This window comes from Methanobrevibacter sp. (genome assembly GCF_030539665.1).
Taxonomy (GTDB): domain Archaea; phylum Methanobacteriota; class Methanobacteria; order Methanobacteriales; family Methanobacteriaceae; genus Methanocatella.
Genome location: NZ_JAUNXR010000003.1, coordinates 135,533 through 156,607, shown reverse-complemented (window position 1 = coordinate 156,607; position 21,075 = coordinate 135,533). Strand labels below are relative to the sequence as shown.

General features: G+C 34.9%; 26 protein-coding genes. 22 read left to right on the top strand and 4 right to left on the bottom strand.

Going from position 1 to position 21,075, the window contains the following annotated elements; genetic code table 11:
• Nucleotides 1–7: 7 nt before the first annotated feature.
• Nucleotides 8–814: a winged helix-turn-helix domain-containing protein gene (locus Q4P18_RS04935; protein ID WP_303336294.1), complete on the bottom strand. Its 807-nt coding sequence runs from the start codon at nt 812–814 to the stop codon at nt 8–10.
• 209 nt (nt 815–1,023) lie between these two features.
• On the opposite strand from Q4P18_RS04935, the gene Q4P18_RS04930 reads away from it, so the two are divergent.
• The 9 genes from Q4P18_RS04930 to Q4P18_RS04890 are packed head-to-tail and all read left to right on the top strand — an operon-like array spanning nt 1,024 to nt 8,965.
• Nucleotides 1,024–1,521, top strand: coding sequence for a type II toxin-antitoxin system VapC family toxin (locus Q4P18_RS04930; RefSeq protein WP_303336292.1), 498 nt, complete (start codon nt 1,024–1,026; stop codon nt 1,519–1,521).
• A gap of 9 nt (nt 1,522–1,530) precedes the next feature.
• Nucleotides 1,531–2,655, top strand: coding sequence for a DUF2117 domain-containing protein (locus Q4P18_RS04925; RefSeq protein WP_303336290.1), 1,125 nt, complete (start codon nt 1,531–1,533; stop codon nt 2,653–2,655).
• Nucleotides 2,656–2,680: 25 nt separating this feature from the next.
• Nucleotides 2,681–3,655 carry a methanogenesis marker 2 protein gene (locus Q4P18_RS04920; RefSeq protein WP_303336288.1) on the top strand — a complete coding sequence of 325 codons (975 nt, stop codon included), beginning with the start codon at nt 2,681–2,683 and terminating at the stop codon, nt 3,653–3,655.
• 44 nt (nt 3,656–3,699) lie between these two features.
• Complete coding sequence (locus tag Q4P18_RS04915) at nt 3,700–5,247, top strand: methanogenesis marker 3 protein (RefSeq protein ID WP_303336286.1); 1,548 nt, start codon at nt 3,700–3,702, stop codon at nt 5,245–5,247.
• A complete protein-coding gene (locus tag Q4P18_RS04910; protein ID WP_303336284.1) occupies nt 5,219–5,674 on the top strand; it encodes a methanogenesis marker 6 protein in 456 nt (151 codons plus the stop codon). Before Q4P18_RS04915 ends, Q4P18_RS04910 begins: the two co-directional genes overlap by 29 nt.
• A gap of 15 nt (nt 5,675–5,689) precedes the next feature.
• Entirely contained in the window at nt 5,690–6,220 is a 531-nt protein-coding gene (locus Q4P18_RS04905; protein ID WP_303336282.1) for a methanogenesis marker 5 protein, read from the top strand.
• 2 nt (nt 6,221–6,222) lie between these two features.
• Nucleotides 6,223–7,461 (top strand): methanogenesis marker 15 protein, encoded by a 1,239-nt coding sequence (locus Q4P18_RS04900; RefSeq protein ID WP_303336280.1) that lies wholly within the window; start codon nt 6,223–6,225, stop codon nt 7,459–7,461.
• Nucleotides 7,462–7,477: 16 nt separating this feature from the next.
• Nucleotides 7,478–8,038 carry a methanogenesis marker 17 protein gene (locus Q4P18_RS04895; protein ID WP_303336278.1) on the top strand — a complete coding sequence of 187 codons (561 nt, stop codon included), beginning with the start codon at nt 7,478–7,480 and terminating at the stop codon, nt 8,036–8,038.
• 57 nt (nt 8,039–8,095) lie between these two features.
• Nucleotides 8,096–8,965, top strand: coding sequence for a radical SAM protein (locus Q4P18_RS04890; RefSeq protein ID WP_303336569.1), 870 nt, complete (start codon nt 8,096–8,098; stop codon nt 8,963–8,965).
• Between the two features lie 286 nt (nt 8,966–9,251).
• Here the strand turns inward: Q4P18_RS04890 and Q4P18_RS08520 are convergent, their stop codons facing one another.
• Both Q4P18_RS08520 and Q4P18_RS04885 read right to left on the bottom strand, forming a co-directional pair.
• On the bottom strand, nt 9,252–9,371 hold the full coding sequence (locus Q4P18_RS08520; protein ID WP_368660187.1) for a desulfoferrodoxin family protein: 120 nt from the start codon (nt 9,369–9,371) through the stop codon (nt 9,252–9,254).
• Between the two features lie 5 nt (nt 9,372–9,376).
• Nucleotides 9,377–9,589, bottom strand: a complete 213-nt coding sequence (locus tag Q4P18_RS04885; protein WP_303336276.1) for a hypothetical protein — start codon at nt 9,587–9,589, stop codon at nt 9,377–9,379.
• A 302-nt stretch (nt 9,590–9,891) separates the two neighbouring features.
• On the opposite strand from Q4P18_RS04885, the gene Q4P18_RS04880 reads away from it, so the two are divergent.
• From Q4P18_RS04880 to mtnA, 12 genes are all read left to right on the top strand, one after another.
• Nucleotides 9,892–10,824 (top strand): hypothetical protein, encoded by a 933-nt coding sequence (locus Q4P18_RS04880; RefSeq protein ID WP_303336273.1) that lies wholly within the window; start codon nt 9,892–9,894, stop codon nt 10,822–10,824.
• 217 nt (nt 10,825–11,041) lie between these two features.
• Nucleotides 11,042–12,652, top strand: a complete 1,611-nt coding sequence (locus Q4P18_RS04875) for a GIY-YIG nuclease family protein (RefSeq protein WP_303336271.1) — start codon at nt 11,042–11,044, stop codon at nt 12,650–12,652.
• 220 nt (nt 12,653–12,872) lie between these two features.
• Nucleotides 12,873–13,253: a type I DNA topoisomerase gene (locus Q4P18_RS04870; RefSeq protein WP_303336269.1), complete on the top strand. Its 381-nt coding sequence runs from the start codon at nt 12,873–12,875 to the stop codon at nt 13,251–13,253.
• A gap of 521 nt (nt 13,254–13,774) precedes the next feature.
• Entirely contained in the window at nt 13,775–14,245 is a 471-nt protein-coding gene (locus tag Q4P18_RS04865) for a hypothetical protein (protein ID WP_303336267.1), read from the top strand.
• Between the two features lie 292 nt (nt 14,246–14,537).
• A complete protein-coding gene (locus Q4P18_RS04860) occupies nt 14,538–14,759 on the top strand; it encodes a hypothetical protein (protein WP_303336265.1) in 222 nt (73 codons plus the stop codon).
• Nucleotides 14,735–14,929: a hypothetical protein gene (locus Q4P18_RS04855; protein WP_303336264.1), complete on the top strand. Its 195-nt coding sequence runs from the start codon at nt 14,735–14,737 to the stop codon at nt 14,927–14,929. Before Q4P18_RS04860 ends, Q4P18_RS04855 begins: the two co-directional genes overlap by 25 nt.
• A gap of 186 nt (nt 14,930–15,115) precedes the next feature.
• Complete coding sequence (locus Q4P18_RS04850) at nt 15,116–15,829, top strand: alpha/beta fold hydrolase (protein ID WP_303336262.1); 714 nt, start codon at nt 15,116–15,118, stop codon at nt 15,827–15,829.
• Nucleotides 15,830–15,937: 108 nt separating this feature from the next.
• Nucleotides 15,938–16,195: a hypothetical protein gene (locus Q4P18_RS04845; RefSeq protein WP_303336260.1), complete on the top strand. Its 258-nt coding sequence runs from the start codon at nt 15,938–15,940 to the stop codon at nt 16,193–16,195.
• A 149-nt stretch (nt 16,196–16,344) separates the two neighbouring features.
• Nucleotides 16,345–16,764 carry a hypothetical protein gene (locus Q4P18_RS04840; protein ID WP_303336258.1) on the top strand — a complete coding sequence of 140 codons (420 nt, stop codon included), beginning with the start codon at nt 16,345–16,347 and terminating at the stop codon, nt 16,762–16,764.
• Between the two features lie 148 nt (nt 16,765–16,912).
• Entirely contained in the window at nt 16,913–17,428 is a 516-nt protein-coding gene (locus Q4P18_RS04835) for a Panacea domain-containing protein (RefSeq protein WP_303336256.1), read from the top strand.
• Nucleotides 17,418–17,795 carry a hypothetical protein gene (locus Q4P18_RS04830; protein WP_303336254.1) on the top strand — a complete coding sequence of 126 codons (378 nt, stop codon included), beginning with the start codon at nt 17,418–17,420 and terminating at the stop codon, nt 17,793–17,795. Before Q4P18_RS04835 ends, Q4P18_RS04830 begins: the two co-directional genes overlap by 11 nt.
• A gap of 145 nt (nt 17,796–17,940) precedes the next feature.
• Nucleotides 17,941–18,870 (top strand): S-methyl-5-thioribose-1-phosphate isomerase, encoded by a 930-nt coding sequence (gene mtnA, locus Q4P18_RS04825; protein WP_303336252.1) that lies wholly within the window; start codon nt 17,941–17,943, stop codon nt 18,868–18,870.
• A 354-nt stretch (nt 18,871–19,224) separates the two neighbouring features.
• Here the strand turns inward: mtnA and Q4P18_RS04820 are convergent, their stop codons facing one another.
• Complete coding sequence (locus tag Q4P18_RS04820; protein ID WP_303336251.1) at nt 19,225–20,220, bottom strand: class I SAM-dependent methyltransferase family protein; 996 nt, start codon at nt 20,218–20,220, stop codon at nt 19,225–19,227.
• A 61-nt stretch (nt 20,221–20,281) separates the two neighbouring features.
• Here Q4P18_RS04820 and dph5 point away from each other — a divergent pair, with 61 nt between their 5' ends.
• Nucleotides 20,282–21,073: a diphthine synthase gene (gene dph5, locus Q4P18_RS04815; protein WP_303336249.1), complete on the top strand. Its 792-nt coding sequence runs from the start codon at nt 20,282–20,284 to the stop codon at nt 21,071–21,073.
• Nucleotides 21,074–21,075: the final 2 nt, after the last annotated feature.

The following is a 21,075-nucleotide window of genomic DNA, read 5'->3' as shown; positions in this document are numbered from 1 at the left end:
TTTCACCTCATATGTTGTTTTTGATATGGTCAAATAGCTTATGACCCCAATCCACAGATTTTTCATTGGATGAAATCAAAATCCTGTTTTGATCAAAACTATCATCGTTCTTAAACAGTCCCAGACTCATTTCATCGTCACAGATGGTTAGATAGATGTTTAATGGAGCTTTCACGGACTTTACAGTAAGGTTTCCATTTTTCATAGACTCCCTTCTAAGGTCATCCTCTATTGTCAAAATCAGGTCCTTATAAATCGCATCATTGATTATCAGGTCTATCCGAGCCCCATTCCTAAGCTCATTTTCAATTAGTTTTGGATAATCGGGATGAAGGTAGGGAAAAACAGCCTCTATTCTTTTAGAATTGATCATCTGGGTTTTTATGGTGTTGTAGGTTTTATAGATGTCTATGGAAGTTGATTCCACAAGCTCCGAATTGTAAAGGTCAGTTAAATTTTTCACTGATTCATAATCGATTTTATTGATGTTGTGCTTGTTCCAAAACTCCTCAAAATTGGTAATGATCTCCAGTGACCTCTTAAAATTAACGATGTTTTCAAAGTAGATTTTGGTTAGATAATCAATCTGGAACTTGTTGTCTTTTTTATAGATGTTGTTGTTCTTTTCCAGCTTGTTCACATTACTTGAAACAGAACTATAGGTCATTCCAGTAATGTCAACAATCTCTTTCACGGTATATGGTGCCTGGTTAAGACAATTTAATATTTCAAGACGAATTTCTGATTTTGTTAGAAATTTTAGCTCGTCCTGAATTTTTGACAATGTCTTATAATTTTCTTTTCTATTATTCATTTTCACATCACTCGATTATTTTTTTTAAAAATAGGTAATTCATATCACCTTATTTCTCAAAATAAAAATTTTGATTTGATTTAATATTAATTAAGTGAATTTAAATAGATTTACCAAAATTAAACCAAATTTAAACCAATTTTTTTCCAATATTTCACTGAAAATTCAAAACTATTAACTTTATAAATTTCAGAAATAAATAGAAATCTATGAAAATCGATTATATTTTAGACGCTTCGGCCTTTATCAATGGCTTTCCATTGGATACAAACAATAACCATACGACTTCAGAAATAGCTTGTGAGATTAAGGATTTCAAATCAAAACTAATTATGGACAATGCTATTGAGGATGGCAAGCTGGATATCAAGGAACCTAAAGACGAATTCATGGATGAGGTGGAACGTATCATTGCAGAGTCAGGCGACAATCTAAGACTTTCACTTCAGGATAAAACCGTCATTGCATTGGCTTTGGAATTTTCCGGTGAGGGTGGAAACGTTAAGGTCATAACTGATGACTACACTATTCAAAACACTTTAAAAATAATGAATATTCCGTTTTCATCAATCCTAACCAATGGAATCAAAGAGGTCTACAACTGGAAGAAGATATGTTCAGGCTGCAAAAGGGAATATGATGACAGCTATCCATTTGATGACTGTGAAATATGCGGTTCTGATTTATTTAAAAAAAGAGTAAAATAGGTGTTTTCAATGGATATTGGTGTTGTTGTTCACGGTCCGAACATTATAGATTCCGGATATGCTAAAATTATAATTGATTATTTAAGGGATTTCGGCAGTGTATCTGCAAGGTTGGGAGGAACCATGGGAAGGACTGCAGTCATAGACTCCTCATTGGAGAATGTCATTGACATTTCCCGAAAGCTGGTTCCAAGCGAATCCCTGAAGCTATTTAACGATGATGGAAAGGACATGATTTTTCTTTTAAACTACGGAAAGTCTGATGTTACAGGGCAGGTCTTTGGCTATAAGGTTGTAAATCATTATTTTGATAAGATCAAGGAAAACGACATTCCATTAATACAGATTGAAAGGCCTGGTGAAGATGATGGTAGTGTTATCCTTTGGAACGGGGATGCTGAAGACGTTGCAGATGAAATAGCCTGCAAATTCAATCTCAATAGGGTAACTCCCGAGGAAATATACGAAAAACACTTCGGGATGGATTTTGAAGACAACAGAATTCACAGGCTGATTCATGGAGTAAGCCCTGGGGAAAACATAATGGTAAACAGCGTCATAATAGGCAAGTCAACCTCCGACAGGCTTGTTTTGATAGCTGAAGATGGCTACATCGTTGATATTGAAGGAGGTATTTTAAAGCCTCATGGGGTTGAAAAGCTTTCAAAGGTTGATTTGGACAAGGCAATTATAAAGACAGGGCTTTTGAGAAAAAGTGATGTGAAGCCAAGGATCTTGGAGAAGGGCTCTGAAAACGAAAGTTATAGGGTGGCCTTCGTAGACCATGCAGGGGAGGATATCTACAGATACAGGGATGCAGATTTGGTCGTAACCGTTGGGGACGACACAACCTTGATTTCATCGGATATTCTGTACCGGTTTGAAATACCGATTATCGGAATTACAGACGGCGACCTAGACAAGGTTGTTGAGCATGGCTTCAAAACTCCAGGGTCCATAATTTTCGAGCTTGAAAGTGGCTTTGATGATGTTGCAGGCAAGGAAATTTTTAATGGAATCTTCAACAATTCCCCAATTTTGGAATTTGGAAGTGATGAAAAAATAGATATGAAACAGGCCATTATTGAAATATTAAATAATATGAATTGTAAATATAAACTTAAAGTTATTTAATATATAATTATGGAAGTGTATTCTATTGGATTTAAAAAAGCTAGCTAAATCTATTCAAGAATTCGAAGGCGTCACTCGTAAAAATTCAATCAATAATGTCATCTCATTATTGGAGGATGCCTACAATGTTTCTGGCGATGTGATTATCGACATTGGGGATGACGCATCAGCTATTGATATTGGAAATAATCAGGCATTGCTGGTTGCTGCTGATGGAATTTGGGGTCAGATAATGGATGTAAACCCTTACTGGGCTGGTTATTGTGCAGTGCTTGTTAATGTGAACGATATTGCAGCTATGGGTGGTAAACCATTGGCCATGGTAAATATCATGTCAATAGCTCATGATGAAATCTATGAGGAGCTGCTTACTGGAATCAAGGACGGATGTTTGAAATTTGGAGTTCCAATGGTTGGAGGTCATTTGCATCCGGACGGTGCTGTTGATTCTTTAGGAGTGGCTATTGTGGGTATTGCCCAAAAGGATAAGCTTATTACTAGTTTCAATGCTCAAATAGGGGATAAGGTTATTGTTGCCATTGATTTGGATGGCAAACCTCATGAAATGTTTTCTCTTAATTGGGACACTACCTATGGGAAGGATGCTCAACTGGTCAGGGATCAGATAACTGCAGTTCAATATTTGGCTGAGAACGACTACATCAAATCAGGTAAGGACATCAGCAACCCTGGAATTTTAGGAACATTGGAAATGCTTTTGGAAGCTTCAGATAAAGGAGCAATCGTCAATCTGGAGGATATTCCTAAAGTTGATGATGTTGAGTGGGATGCTTGGCTTAAAATGTATCCTGGCTCTGGTTTTGTATTTACTGCAGATGAAGAAAACTGTTCTGAAATTATTGATTACTTGAATAAATTTTCAATAAATGCGGCTGTTGTTGGTGAAATAACTGACGGCAACAGTCTTTTTGTAGTTAGCGGTGATGAGAAAGTAGAACTCTTCAATCAGAATAAAAATCCGGTTTTTAAAGGTACATAATTATTGATCAAATTTATAATTAATTCTTATTTATGGGAGATTGTATGTTAATTAAAGTCAATGGCGAAGAGATGGAGGTCAAGGACGGTTCAACAATCGAAGAAGTTATTGAACTGGCCAACGCTCCATATTCTCCAGGAAGTATACTCTGTTTAATCAGAGGAAAAGAGGAATTAGAGAAGAATATTAGTAAATATAAGATTAAAACTAATAAAGGTTCTATAATTATTGAATTAACTGACGAAGAAGCAGCAGCTCCTTTAGTTGAGTTATGGAAAGAAAATTATAGTCTTTTTGATGATCTTAACATCAGATGGTCTACACCTAGCGAGGTTGCAATAGGTCCTATTGTCACTGACCTTGAACCAACACCTGACGAATACAAGTATTATGAAGGGGATGTTGTTTTAAGCTTGTCAAGTTTCAGTAATGAATCAACCCACCTTATTCTCATTAAAGAGAATGTAAGCAACGTTTACAGTGTGCCTCCATTCAACAAGGGTATTTTTGCAAGAGTCATTGGTGGTAAGAAGACTCTTGATCTATTGACAGAACGTGACGGCGTAATAAATGTGGAACCTATTATTGAAAGAAGCGTAACTACCAATACCCTCTCAGTTTCCGATCTGGACATTGTTTTAGAGGAAGGCAATGAATTGTATACCTATGTTTCATTGGATATTGATGAAAATTCACCAGTATGTGCCGAACACCTGTTCAGTCTTATTAGCGGAGGAAAGGTAAAGGTAAGTTTCGATTCTAATTCTTTCCTTGGTTTTTATGAACTTCAAGGTATTGACAAGCCTAAGGAAGACCTTACACCACGCCGCAAGGGAACAGTAACTGTTAGAAATGAAGGTATAGGTGTTGGAAGAGTTTATGTTTATCGTGAAAATAGGGTTCTAGCTCCAAGCCATACTACTGTGGGACACATTACAAACGGTATGGAAATAATCGATATTGCTAAGGAAAATGATTTCATTACTGTAATTTCCGAACAGCAAAGGATAATGACCCTAAATACAACCCAAGCTGAAGCTAATAAATTATTAGACTCATTAGGAATTAAACAAATCAGAGATGGTGTAACAGATGACGATGCTTTAATCGTGTCTCAAACACCTCATTTCACTCTTGACATTCTAAAAGAGGGAAAAGTGTTTACTAAAGGAATTAACAAGGATGAGCTATGTACCATTGAGTTGACGGATAAGGCGCCAAGATCAAAATGGTATCTTGAAAAATTAACTGGCCTTGCTGAAAATCCTATCGGTAGCCTAAAAGTTCACTTTGCAGTTCCTGGAATGAAAATAGTTATTTTCCAAGGGGATGCTGCTAACGCAAAAGGTTTAATTCCGGAAAACGTACCAAAAGACATTGTTAAGGCTGGTGAAATTGGAATCACCAACATGGCTGCTAAAAATGTCGGATTGATTGGTGTAAGATTTGAAGATAATTCTGAATTCGGACCTACTGCAGAGTCCTTTGCAGCAACAAATATTGTAGGAAAAGTCTGCAGTGATTTTGAAATTCTTGAAAAACTTAAAGATGGAGATGTTTTGTATGTCACACAATTTATGCCCGAGGCCTGAATTAAGTAAAGAAGATTGGGATCCTGATGTTGTAACCCGTATGATTATTCTTGCTCCAGGTGCCAGAGTAAGTGAAAGTGAGATTGTAAGTGAAATGCACATGCTTGACTTGCCTTTGACAATCAAGAATACTTGCTACGGCGCTATGGTTAGCGGAAAGGAGAAAGATGTTAAGAAGGCTTTAGAAGAGATTAGAAAACTTGATCCAAATCATATTTTTACTAAGGACAGGGGATTTGCACCTGGGGATCCTAGAAGATGTAGGGGTCAAAGATTCGGCCCTCGTGAAGGTTTCCACCAAATGGAAAAGGAATTCAGACTTCTTGGTGATGTGGCTGATGCATTAGAGAAAAGAAAAGATGTTAAGGTTTCCAAAAAACATCCTGTTGACATTGATTTAGTTAAAAATATTATGAACGAATCTTAAAGTAGGTGATTATGTATGGTAGAAATAGCTATTTATCCTCCAAACTCATTAATTTTAGCAGATTTAATAGAAAGAAAAGGACACACTCCTTTAGCACTACAAAAACAGATTAGGCAAAAAGTAAAAGATCCGGAGATTGATTCTCCTCCTATGAACATTACCGAAGACGACCCGATCAAAGGACTTAAATATGCGGCTATTGAGGTCCCATCCGGTGTTCGTGGAAGAATGTCAATTATCGGACCGTTGATAGATGCTGCCGAGGCTGCAATTATTGTGGACGGCGCACCATTCGGTTTCGGTTGTGTTGGATGTGCAAGAACTAATGAATTATCAACATTCTTGCTTAGGGATAAGGATATTCCAACTTTAGAGGTAACCTATCCAACTAATAAGGATGAAACCTATCAAATGGTTAATGAAATTAATGATTTCCTTGATTCATTAGATGAACTTGTAAAAAGTGATGAAGACTTTAAGGATGAGGCACCGGTCAGTGAAAAAGAAGACCTTGAATTTGTAGAAAAAGAACTTGAGGAGGACTAGTCATGGTTAAAATCGCTTTAGTTTCATGTGGAACAGAATACAGTGGTGTTCAAAAAGAAATTGAAAAAGCAGCTCTTACATTTGGAGCGGAAATCGTTCTTCCTGAAATTGATTTGGATTATATTGAGGAAGCTTGTGCTAAATTCGGTTTTTCAGCACAGAGTTCAAGCTTAAAGTTGATGATTGCAAGAGCAATGTCAATCGTTGAAGGAAAAAGCAAGGCGGATGCGGTATTTATTGCAACCTGTTTTAGATGTGCAGAAGGTGCGCTTGTAAGAAACGCGGTACGTAAATTTATTCAGGACAATACTCGTATACCTGTAGTTACCTATTCATTTACAGAAAGAACAAAGGCAGACGAATTGTTTATCCGTATGGAAGCGTTAGCTACTACAGTAACACGTAGAAGCATTCTTGCTCGTGAAAAACAAGAAGGATTGACCTTAGGTATCGATTCAGGTTCAACAACAACCAAGGTTGTAGCTATGGAAAACAACAAGGTTATAGGAACCGGCTGGACAGAAACCAAGGACATCATGGAATCCGTATTCATTGGTGTTGACGAGGCATTTGAAGGAACAGGATACACAATCGATGATGTGGACGGTATTGGAACTACAGGATATGGTCGTATAAACATCGGTAAACAGTTAAATGCAGAATTGATTCAGGAAGAACTGTCAGTTAACGCAAAAGGTGCAGTATATTTGGCAGGTCATCAGAAGGGTGAAGCTACCGTGTTAGATATTGGTGGTATGGACAACAAGGTAATCACAGTAAACGATGGAATTCCTGACAACTTCACAATGGGTGGTATCTGTGCAGGTGCTTCCGGAAGATTCTTGGACATGACTTCCCGTCGTTTGGACGTAACAATCGACCAATTGGGACCATTGGCATTGCAGGGTAACTATCGCAATGCATTGCTAAACAGTTACTGTATTGTATTCGGTATTCAGGACTTGGTTACTACATTGGCTGCAGGAGGTTCCAAGGCTGATGCTGCGGCAGCTGCATGTCACTCTGTAGCTGAACAGGTCTATGAACAACAACTCCAGGAAATTGACTTAAGAGAACCTCTTATTCAGGTAGGGGGAACTTCCTTGATTTCTGGTCTTGTTGAAGCCGTTAGTGAAATGTTAGGTGGAATTGATGTTATTGTTCCTGAATACTCACAACACATCGGTGCTGTTGGAGCTGCACTTTTAGTATCTGGAATGGGACACAGACAAGACAAATAGACTTTGAGATGATTTTATGTTAGTTGAATGCTATGATAAAAAAGGTGCAGAAGTATATGAAATGATTATCAAGCAAATTTTCCAGGACTTGGTTCTTGGACCTTCTGTACAGGATTTAAAAGCATTTGTCGATCCTAGAGAGCCCGTTTTCATATTGGCCATTCAGATGAAGAAAACATCCTCTGCTAAAAAGCTTGAAGACATTGCAAAATTAAGATATAAGAAGGATGAGGATGTAACTGACATTTTTGTTGAAAATGAAAATTACCTTCCAAATATCCTGAAGAAGCTTTGGTTCATGTTTTCAAGGGAGGATATTTATCAGCCAACAAGATTCAACATCGAGCTTCCTGGAGATCAAACAGATTTGGCGACCATGGTTGTGGATGACCCTCATTCTAACCTCCAGAGAAGAATCTATGATGCAATATTCAGAATTTTGCCTGAGGGCTTTAAGATCATTAAAGACATGTCTGAGGGGGATATCATTGCAGTCATAGCTACCGATGAGTTGATTAAAGACGATTGGATTGAGAAAATGCATGTTTACATCGACGAACTTAATGGTGTTGAATAGCAAAGTATTTAAATTAGTTCCTTAATATACAAACAAATATAATAAAAAGGTAGTGATATTATGGTAGGCAATGGCTCTAAATTTGCACACATAACAAAAGCACACCCATGCTTCAATGAAAAAGTACATGATAAAGTAGGAAGAGCACACGTTCCAGTTGCACCAAAATGTAATATTTACTGTAATTTCTGTACAAGGGACTTAAAAAACGATCAGGAGGACCGTCCAGGGGTTGCATCCTGCGTAATGAAACCAGACGATGCAATCAAACACATAGAAGAAGTAACAGCTGAAGGACCAATCGCAGTTGTTGGAGTTGCAGGACCTGGAGATTCCCTTGCAAACGAGGAAACCCTAGAATTCTTTGAAAAACTTCAGGATACCAATCCTGATCTAATCAAATGTATGAGTACCAACGGACTCCTGCTTCCAAAATATGCGGATAAATTAGCTGAGCTAGGAGTAAACTCCGTAACCGTAACAGTAAATGCAATTGATCCGGACATAGCAAAGGAAATCTACACATTCATAAACTATGATGGCGAAATCATAAAAGGACGTGAAGCTGTAGAAATTCTCATCAAAAACCAATTGGAAGGAATTCAAAAGGCAGCTGAAAACGGAATGGTGGTCAAGGTCAACTCAGTTCTTATTCCAGGATTGAATGACGACCACATAGTAGAAATAGCTAAAGAGGTAAAGGAGCGCGGAGCTTCACTTATGAACGTATTGCCTTTAATACCATTAAACAAGATGAAGGACTACGAACGTCCTGGCTGTTCAATGATGGAAAAGGTAAGGGGCGAAGTGGAAGAAGTGTTGCCGGTATTCAGGGCATGTACCCAATGCAGGGCAGACGCATACGGAATTCCAGGCAAAAAATCAGAAGATCATCATTTAGGAATGACTCCACAAAGTCATTACTAACTCTTTTTTTTATTTTTTTAGAATTTAGGAAACCATCCTCATTTTAGTAATAATTTCAGCGTTCCTAATAATGCTTTTTAAGGAAGGATGGAGAAAGCTTTAAAGCTATGTTTTAAGGAAAATTAGGAAGGGTTTTTTTAGATGTCTTTGGGCGAAACATGAATTAACCTATAATAGTTTAATATCTATTGAAAGAAGTATAAAAAATTTGTTTAAAATACAGTTAGGATTAAAGAAAAAATAATGAAAAATAAAAAAAGAGATTTAAGAATATGAAATTCTTAAATTAGTTTTCCCAGAGACCGTGTAAATTACAGTATTCTCTTACAACAATGTCATTTTCTGCAAGTACTTTTCGTTTTTTTAGATGTCTTTGGGCGAAACATGAATTAACGTATTCCTCCAATTAGTTTATTGGGAATTCTTAAAGAATTCCTCTTTTACACTTTTTAAACTTCCAGTACCTTGTTTTATTTCAAGATTTGGAAATCTTGCTTTGAGTTTTTCAACTGTTGTGTTACCTTTAAATACGGCATTTAAAACACCATTTTGGTTATACAACTCTATGCCATCGTTTTTTACGATGACTTTTTTTATCTTTAGTATTCTTACACAATTCTCCATTTTTTGCACCTCTTTAGTATTTTCCGTACTTATATTGAACATACTCTATAGTTTTTTTAGATGTCTTTGGGCGAAACATGAATTAACACAAATAAAGTCATCTTCCAAATCATAATCATTTTCGCACATTGTTATCATCCAAAATAGTTGCACACATTATATGTATATGGCTATTAATGAACTTTTTGTTTTTGATTGGTTTGAGTTTTTTAAGATGCCTTTGGCATAAGTAAAAATTACCCTAACAGAAAAAACTCTCATTAACCATAATTTATTAATATATTAATAACATAATTAATATTATGAAAGAAAGTTCCATTAAAAAAATTAGTCTTACATCCTGGTTTAATGTAGCTGAAAAGGAGTCTTCCTACGAAACTTATCGATTTATTTTTGATTTTGAAAACAATAAAGGGTATTTTAAAGAGAAAGAGATTTATGGTCCGCCAATATGCATTATATTAAATGAGGAAAGCAAAAATATTTTTAAAGATATTCATAGTTTTTATACTGAAGAGATAATTAATTTAAATAATCTAGATATGGATGAACTAAATAGTGTTATAAAGAATTTTAAAGAGGAATATAAAAAAAATCCACTTTTGGATTGTGATTTGACCGTAATGGTTTTTTATTCTAGGGAAGTGGAATATTTTAATCAAGGAAGTGAATATTTTACATTTTTTTACGATGAAATTCCATCAAAATTATTTGAAATCTTTGAAAAGGGGATAGGTTTTGATGTTTTTAATTCAGATAACATTAAAAAATTAGTTACAGAAAAGGATTATTTTATTAATAAAAATGGAATTCACAATAAGCAAACAGGTAAGGAATTGATTTTAAAGAAAATGGATTATTCAGAAGAATGTGGAGACTTATTTACAAGTACTGTTGCTTCATTTCATTTGGATTTTGAGGAAAATGAATTGATAACTCATGGAGGTAAAAAAATAACTCATTCGGATCATGACATTAAAAATATTGTTTCTCTTATAAAAAAATTTGGTGTCTTTAAATGGAACTTCATTGAATATTCGAAAAAAGCCATAAATAGTAATCACCTATTTTTCGGTGGCTGTTCTTGGATATTATCATTAGTTTTTGATGGTGGCGAAGTTCTAAATTTTGGAGGTCACAATATGGAACAAGACACCTATATGGATTTTGGAGCGGAACTGTTCAACATGTTCGGAATTGACTTGCTTAACATTGCGGGAGTTATAATTGAATAAATCTCTTTGCTTATTTATTGGATCTTAGAAAAATATTGTGTCAGGTAATAAATCTTCATGAAGGATTGGATGAATGTGGGAAAAGTGAAGTATGTTTATAAGATATTCTTCCCAGCATATATCCAAACATTAATCATGTTGATGCACACGGCCAACAATGGATGTAATCAGCTAAATTTTGCCATATTTATTAAATGGTTATATTGGAGGATTGTTTATGGATTTTAAGGTAGATAACATATTGGATGAAGAATTTGTGATTAATAATGAACTCATATCCTTAAGGCATTACCAAAGGAATGCTATTGGGAAATTATTGGAAAAGTACAATGAGGGTGAAAATGGATATGCGCTGCACTGTTCAGCGTCCGGCAATTCCATATCTTCCTATGCATTGGCAAAATGCTTTGAAAGGTTGCCTGATGTTGACAAGGTCATTCTTATAACATCCAAAAGGGATATCCTATTTAGGGAAAGCGGATTATTATCGGTACCTACCAAAAAATTCCTCAACAGGATTTCATCAGAAAAACTTGTTATGGTTTCAAGCTCAATTTTCAACTATTCTCTCAAATATGAGGCCAAGAAGATAGGGAAGTTTTCTAATTTGAACTGTGTATTCATAATTGATGATTGCATGTTAACAACCCAGACTGACAATATGGCTCCTTTAAGAAGGATGTTTAGAAATTATAGGCTATACGGATTCTTGACCATGCCAGACTTTAAAAAAAAGTTAGGTCATTTTCGTAAGATCAATCATTATTTCAATAATAAGGTAAGCGAATATTCATTGGATGATGCAATGAATGACGGTTTTCTATCAAAAACCGATTTGGAATTCGTTGGGGATGATAATTTGGACAATCTGGATTTGTCCATAGGATTCTTAAGTTCCCAGCAAAGGATTGAAAAAATCGGCAAATGGATAATAAGCAATCATTTAACAAAAACAAAAAACTCAAAGTACTCTGCCATACTTTTCGCCCCATCAACAAGTTCAGTTTTAAGGTACTACGACATTTTAAAGGAAAAAACCGATTTGAAGATAGCTGTGCTTAGCAAAGGACACGACGAGTTCAAATTAGAGGAAAGGCATAGGATCAAATCCCAATTGAAGGAAATTCAGAAAGACTTTAACGAGATGTTTGACATGGGCTCTAGGACCTATTCCAAAAAGGGGTTCAAGCAGATTGTCATGGACAAATTCAACAATGGAGAAATTGACTTGTTGATTACCAATGTTAACGATAGGAAAATTAACAATAATCATGTCAATACTCTTTATTGGGATTATAATATGGTTTCACCAAGACTTTATCCTTTTTCTTTAGTTGATAGGAAATTCGATGAAGAAAAGGAAGGCAATGTTGTTGTCTTTACAGATTTGAATGATGACATTAAAATCAAATTGGAAGACGATAAAGTCAAAAGGGATGAAATTACAGGCAGATTTAGGTATAATTTGGATAATCTTGATCATATTGAGTCTTTTTCAGGAAAATGTGGAATTTATCTTCTAATTCATAATGATGAAGTTTTTTATGTTGGTCAAAGCGGCAATTTGAGAAATCGCTTAAAAGACCATTGGCATGCCGACATTAATGAAATATTGGATAGCATAAAAAAAGATGACGGAAAATATAATCTAACAAAACATTTGGCAATGTATTTATTTATTGAAGATAATTTGGAAGACATTGAATTTGAAGTAATTGAATGCCATAAATCAGAACTGAACTTTTTAGAACAGGAAACAATAAAGCAGCATGCTCCAAGATATAACATTCAGGGAGTTTCAAAACCGTTCTTCAGCCAAGTAATTTAATGTCTCAGGTATGGAATAAATGGAGTTTAATAAGAATAGGTGGTTCAGTTGAATGTTCATTGAGTATTTATTGAAGATTGGAGAATATTTAAAATATTATTTTGAATGATTTTATAAGGTATTATTGGCATAAAAATTATAAAGGGATTGCAATTCAAGTTTGCTGAAAGAATTTTTCAGGAACCGATTGCAATTCTAATGTTTTGTTTGGGGTTTTAATATGAAATGTCCGAATTGTGGTGGCTCTCTTGTTAAGAAGGATGGTAAGTTTGGTGAGTTTTTGAGTTGTGAGAATTTTCCTGAATGCAGGTTTTCCGTGGATGTGAATGATAACGACATCCCTATTGACGGATCATCCGGAAAGTGTCCGAATTGTGGTGGTGCTCTTGTTAAGAAGGATGGTAAGTTTGGTGAGTTTTTGAGTTGTGAGAATTTTCCTGAATGCAGGTTTTCCGTGGATGTGAAAAAGGAGCAAAATGAAGACGATGATGTTGAAACATGTCCAGAATGCGGGGGAATTCTTAAAGAAAGAAATGGGAAATTTGGTAGTTTTTTAGGATGCGAAAACTTTCCCGATTGTAGGTTTACCAGGAATTTGTAATTCTGGCTCGAAATAATTTTTTTGAATATTATTAATAAAAAAACGAATTAAATGTTTCTAAGGATATTCATTCAATAATGAGTTTTTTCAGACATATTTAGTTTAAACATGAAATCAGCAACTTAAATTACATTGTTTCTATTTTATATTTTTTGATTTTCATTTTCATTTAAAAACAATATTTTCATATATTTTAAAAGAAATATGTGTTATTGGTGTGTAATTTTATTTATCTTAAGTGCTTAAAATTATATTATAGAATATTATGTAGATTCATAGAACAGCCAAAATGAGAATTGGCAGCATTGTCCAATGAATTTAATCAATCCTTGCTGTAAATCAAACGTTTTGGCAGGGATGGAAATCAGTCTTTAAAAAAGGCCTGAGAATTATTGGGTTATATATGATATTTTTCAATGTTCTTTGAATCATTCATAAACCAACCAAAGATAAAAGGGAGATTTAAAGTGAACGATAAAAAGTTAGCATTGATCTGCATAGTCATAATAGTGGTATTTGGAGTGGTATGTGCAGTTGTGCTGAGCGGCGAAAATGCATCGGCAGATGGTGTGGAAACGACTGATGAAAATGTGTCTGAAGATGAAATGAACGAAACAGAGGAAAGGTCATTGGAGGAAATTCGTGAAGAAATTAAATCCAAACTCGTAGCAAGTGGATACACAGTAACGGAAGTAGATGAAAAAGATGACATGTTGTTTATGGATTTTGAGGGTCCAAATGGAGAATTAATAAGTTTGGGGTTAGCAAAATCAGAAAGTTTGACTGTCAAGGAGATTATGAATCAGGGATTCGCCATACAAGAAATTGGCAGTCATGTGGGGGGATTAAGCCCTTTAAAATATACAGCAGGTCCTTACATGTCACAGATATTTGCCTTCAGTTATGATAATTATACTCTAGTGGAGGTAGCTGCGGTAGGAGAAGCAAACAGAGTATCCCAAGATTTAGTTAATACGGTAAATCTGTTATAGATTTGAATTCTATAACAAACTCTTTTTTTATATTATTTTCAGTTTTTTCTGAATGGATTTTGCCAAAAAACAAATTTGAACACCCAAACGAGATATTTTGGATCCAATCATGCTTCCTGAGAGAAGCCATAAAACAATTATGGCAACGATTAATATAACATACAATCCGACCATCAATTTTTTACTGTCCCTGAAACTTTCAGCTAATGGCTCTTTAAAATTTTCCAGAAAAACTCATATTAAACAGTAGGACATTGTTTTATTAATGTTATCAGGGATTTTCACTTTATCAATGATTTTGGATGAAAACAATCCCGGAATTAAAGAGGAATATAAGACTCTTGCAGAACAAAGCGCTTCTTTCTATACAAATGAAAAGCTAGATGAGCTTAGGAACATTAAGATATTGGATTCATTAAGAAATGAGGATAATCCAGATGATATTATTGTTGCATTTTATAAGGAGGGTATCTGGGTAAGCTGGACGATGTGGTTGAAAAGTCTCTCTACATAGGGGAAATATTGAATCAGCCTTATCAGGATGAATTTGAACTGAATTTGGGAGATGGAGTTCCATTTATTTTATTCGGAAATGATGAAAAATTTGCGGCATATGCAATGCTCGAAAAACCTTCAGAAAATACATATAGATACATTCAAGCATTTATGGATAAATATCTGTAGCTAATTTGCCATTTTTTTTTAAAATATTCGTTTTCATAACTTTTGAATACAGGAATAATATAATGAAGTTTTTGATTTGAACTTGGTCATTTTGAATTACCTTTCATCCAACACCAAAATGAATTGCTCGGCTTTTCGCAAAATTTATTAAAATCACAAACAAAGCTATTATTGGGACGAGTTTTTATGAATATGAAAAGAATAGGTATTATAATGGTCTGCATTATTGCAGTAGTCGCAGGTGCATTCTTCATCTACTTCGGAGACTATTATCATGGAACCGATGTGGCTGATGAGGCCTTGAAAAGCACTCAGAATGTAAACGTGACCAAAATCGATGAAGGGTACTTTTTTGACGGCCCTGGAAAAGATGAGGCAATAATATTCTATCCCGGAGCTAAGGTAGAGGCAAAGGCATATGCAAACTTGATGAATGAAATAGCTTCTGATGGAGTGGACTGCTTTTTGGTGGACATGCCATTTAACTTTGCATTTTTCGGAAGCGACAAGGCAACTCCAATAATTGAAAGGTACAACTACACCCAATGGGCAATGTCAGGCCATTCTTTAGGTGGAATAGTGGCCAGCAGCTATGCAAATGACCATAAGGATAAAATAGATGATATAGTGCTTCTCGCATCATATCCTTCAGAAAAAATCGACGGCAAAATCAGTATGCTATCCATCTATGGGGATAAGGACGGAGTCCTGAATCTGGAGTCATATAAGGAAGCTAAGAAATACTGGCCTGAAAATTCAATTGAAAAAATAATTTCCGGCGGAAACCATGGAAACTTTGGGGACTACGGACTTCAAAAGGGAGATAACAAGTCTATTATTTCAAGTTTGGATCAGCAGAACAAGACAGCTATTTTAATCGTGGAATTTTTAAATAGCTAATTCTCTTTTTTTTAAAAAATACAAATCCAAAAGTTTATATATTATTTTTATTCTAATAAGTCTTGTAACTTTTCAAGTTAAAACAAATATTATTTAGGAGATGTAAATATGAGTTATGAAAAACCACAAGACGGATTATATGTATTTGACAGTAAAGCTGACTTCGCAGAATTCTATGCAGAACATAAAGAAACAATCGACGAAAAAGTCCACACTGATGCAATCGAACTTAAATTTGAATGTCCTAACGGTAAAATCAAAATAGCTGATTTCGGCAAAGACCCAGTGGACATTGATCAACTTTTAGACGATATGCCTGACGGAGTCAAAACAGAATTAATCGAAAATGTAAGAGTATTAAACTAATCATGATAGGAAGGTGCATTTCCCGGGGGGAATTCACCTTTTCAACTTTCAAATAATCAACTTTTTTTAAGAAAACATTTCTTTCCATTAACATTATATACTAATTGGATAATACTATTTTTATCAAAAAAATTTTAAAGGTAATAGATATGAATTGGAAAGAAGATAAAAAGATTATTGCAATTTTCATCATCATCATAGTTTCCGTCTCAGTAGGGGGAGCCGTAACCATTTTAGGTATTGGTGTTGATACAGAAACCGGCTACAATGTTAATATTGAACATGAATTACCTACTAATGCGGTTCCGGACCAATATTCCGTACAAATTGAATCTAATGCTCAATGGGTAGCATACATTATCGTAGATGGCCACAACATTCAAAAAACAGGCACTTCCAATGCAACAATTGATTTGGGTCAGGTAAATCATTATGCAAGCATAACAGTTGATCAAACTGGAATTGGAACCACAACTGTAAATCTCTTGAATCCTGATGGTAATATAATTGATTCAGACAATACCAATGAGGCTGAAACAAATGCAATTTTCATGTATTTAAGGATGTAAAGGTTGACATACTTTTCTAATGCTAGCCAAAAATGATTATAAAAGTAAGAGTAATATGTTACTATGAATGATGGAGATATTTGAACTGTTGTTCAATGGCTCAAATGCTTCATTTTCATAATATTATTTAATACGATGAGGAAGTAAAATGAGTTATCGCAATGCATTCAATAAGGATAAATTCAAAGCAATGATACATTATATTGTCAGTAAATGCGGACATAAAAGAAATTTTGGTAGGACGGTACTGTATAAATTGCTGTATTTTTCAGAATTCAATTACTTTGAATTATATGAAAATTTTATTGCTCATGAGGATTATGAGAAATATCCTAGAGGTCCTGTCCCTAAGCATTTTTTTGAAGCTAAAGAAGAGTTGATTTTTGAAAATAAAATTGAAGAAATCGAACATCAGATTGACTCAAAAAGAAAACAATATTCCATGGTTTCTTTAACAGAACCTAATGCTAAAGATCTGTTGAATATAGAAAAAGAAGTTATAGATGATGTGATAAACAAGATTGGGAATATGAATGCATCTGAAATAAGCGAATATTCTCATAGGGATATGCCTTGGATGGCAACAGAAGATTACGATATTATAGATTATGGGTTTGTATTCTATCGCGATGAGGAATACACTGTGAGAGATTATGATATCTGATTTTAATTTTGATGGTCATGATAAATTTTTCAAGGAAAAAAGCAAATTTGTCAAAAGATGCCCATCTATGGAAAAAGATTTTGAAAGGTTCAAAATTGCATTAACTACAGATATAAGAAACAATGACTATGAAGTGCCTACAGACAACAATAAGTATTTTAAGATTCAAGGTTTATCAAAGAAGGTCTATTTGCCGGTATTTGTTGTTAAAAGATTTTATTGTGAAAAGATGAATAGGGGAGCCAATTCTGGTTTTAGAATAACTTTTGTCTATAACAAAGCAGAAAAATCAATATATTTCGTTGAAATGTATTTTAAAAGTAAGGATGAAATAGAGGACAAAGAAAGAATAAATGGGTTGTTTTAGAGTGCAATTGCCTTTTTATTTTTCATCATTTTTTTTTTATCAGCTAATGATTTATTCAATAAGCAATATTTAATAGTTGCTTTTATAATAAATATGAATATCATTATTACAATTGAACATAATTAACGTTTTAGGATGTTTAACAATGAGAACTCTTGAATGGGAAGACAACAAATTGAAACTAATCGATCAGACTAAAATTCCGGATGAACTTAGCTATGTCTACTGCGAAAACTATGAGGATGTTATAGTGGCCATCAAGGACATGATTGTAAGGGGAGCTCCAGCTATTGGAGTGGCTGCAGCATTCGGTATGGCATTGGCATATCTTGCAGGTGAGGATATGGAAAAGGCGGCTGAAGAGATAAAGGCGGCAAGGCCTACTGCAATCAATCTTTTCTGGGCTGTTGACAGGGTTGCTAAAAGTGAAGACCCTCTTGAAGAGGCTTTGAAAATGTATCAGGAAGACATTGATACCAATCTGGCTATTGGCCGTCATGGTGCTGAAATAATTGAGGATGGAGATACAATTTTAACACACTGTAACGCAGGCGCTCTTGCATGTGTGGATTATGGGACTGCTTTGGGAGTCGTACGTTCAGCATTTCATCAGGGAAAGGACATTAATGTAATCTGTGATGAAACAAGGCCTAGAGGTCAGGGTGCAAGATTGAGCGTTTGGGAAATGCAACAGGAAGGAATTCCGGTAAAGCTTATTCCAGATGTAGCGTCAGGTTATCTCATGTCCCAGTACAAGATAAACAAAATAGTGATTGGTGCCGATAGAATAGCAAAAGGAGGGGTTGTCAACAAGATCGGTTCACTGATGGTTGCTCTTGCAGCCAATCATTTCCATGTGCCGTTTTATGTAGCTGCACCTTTATCCACATTCGATTTTGAAGCCTCAATTTTTGACACTGAAATAGAGGAAAGAGATGCTGATGAAGTCAGATATTATGGTGGATGCAGAATCTGCCCTGAAGGAACTGAAGTTATAAATCCTGCTTTTGACATTATTCCAAAGGAATTGATTACAGGAATTATAACTGAAGAGGGCATTATCGATCCGATTTAGATAGTTTCTATTTTGTGATTATTGTATTTTTCATATACGATCATCTTATTGAAAATCAAATAATGAAACTATTTCTGAGCTATATTTAATTTTAATTAAAGTTTCAAAGCAAAAAAAAGCATTAGCGTCTAACAATGTTCGCAAAGCGAATTTTGCTTTGTAAACATACTATCTGCTGTTAGACATTTTCCCAACACGAATTGAAGGATTTATGGAAATATCTCGTAGAATATACAAGTATTTTCTTAAGAATGGTGTTGAAGAACATCTCATTCTATTTTATTATTATGGATGTAACATTATATAAAAGTTCCAAGAAGGTTTATTTGATTGATTTGGGCATTATTATTGTTTTTAGCCAGTAATCTTGGCATCGATTGCAACATGCCACATTCCCGGGCTGGAGGATTTCACTTTGCGGGTGTTTAAAATCTCAACATTCTTATTTTTTTTGGAAGCCGCATTCTGTAGCCTTTCAATGCCCTGTCCGAATGAATCAGAGAATTCATAATAGTTGATTATTCCACCATCATCAATCAAATCAATTGCAAGGTCAAGGAAAGTATATGCAAGACCTGGAAGGTTCATAATTATTCTATCAAATTTTGTTTTAAACTCAACTTTAGTTATGTCGCTACAGATTGGCCTGATTGTTCCTTTCAGCTTGTTGAGTTTTATGTTGTTTTTCAGGTATTCAATGGCCCTGTCATTGATGTCAACTGCAGTTACATCTACATTGTTGTTTTTAGCTATAACTACAGGAAACGGTCCGATTCCACAAAACATGTCCAATATTTTTTCATTATCTTCAACGCTATCGCTGACACGTTTTCTTTCGGTGGCAAGTCTTGGTGAGAAATAGACCTCTTCAACATTCAGATTCAAACGGGTTCCATGTTCCTTATGGATTGTTACGCTGTTGTCCTCCCCTGCAATTAGCTCCAAATCCCTTATCCTGGTAGTTCCATGTATTGCACTTTTTTTCATGAAGACGGATTTGCGTTTGGTAAACCTTAAGGTAGCTTCTCCAATCTCTGACTTTTTGCTTTCAAGATTTTCGGGAATCTCTACAATCACGATGTCTCCGATGATGTCAAATGAGGTTTTCAGCTCTTCGCTTTCTTCTTCAGTTAGAATTCCTTTCAGCAGGTCTGTAAAATTCTTAGGATATTTTTTCAATGGCTCCAATTCAATATCGCATACTTCATAGCTATCAGTATTCTCGTTTAATGGAATATAGCCGAATCCATCTTCGGTTTTTATTTTATAGTCCATATTCATAAGTTTTTCTTCCATTAGGATTTTACGAACGTCATTCAATTGCTTTAATGGAACTTTTACGGCCTTCATGGTTTTCCTCAAATTATTGTAATAGTTAAGTTTAAATTTTTTTTTATTAAAATATATATTTATGTTTTATTTAGTTGGTTTAGGTTTATTTGATGAAAAGGACATGAGTTTAAAAGCTTTGGAATGTTTAAAAAATGTTGATAAGATTTATGCCGAGTTTTTCACTTCAAGATTGTTCGGTTCTTCATTTGAAGCTATTGAAGAATTGATCGGCAATGAAATTGAAGTTCTTGTTCGCAATGAAGTTGAAGAGGAAAGTAAATTCTTGGATGAGGCAAAAGACAGCAATGTAGCTTTAATCACTGGAGGAGATCCTTTAATCGCAACCACACATTCTGAATTTCTGGTAGAATGCAGTCAAAAGGGGATTGACTATGAGGTAATTCACGGTTCTTCAATTTTATCATCTGCACCAGCTATTTCTGGCCTTCAGGCCTATAAGTTTGGAAAGGTAACCACAATTCCATTTCCTGATTATAATTTCTATCCTAAATCTCCATATTTCGCTATTGAGGAAAATTTAAAGATGGATATGCACACTCTTGTTTTATTAGATATTCAGGCTCACAAAAATCGTTACATGACCGTAAATGAAGGTCTGGAATATTTGATGAGCATCAATGAGAGTCTGGATGAGGAAGGGCTTATAAATGAAGATACCCTTGCCATGGGCATTGCTCGCGTTGGTTCCAAGGACTGTATCGTAAAGGCGGGAAAAATCTCCGAATTAATCGATTATGATTTTGGAGGTCCTCTTCATTGCATTATAATTCCATCCAAGCTTCATATTGTTGAGGCTGAATATTTGGTTGAGATTGCAGGGGCCGATCCTGAAATTCTTGAGGAAATTTAAAA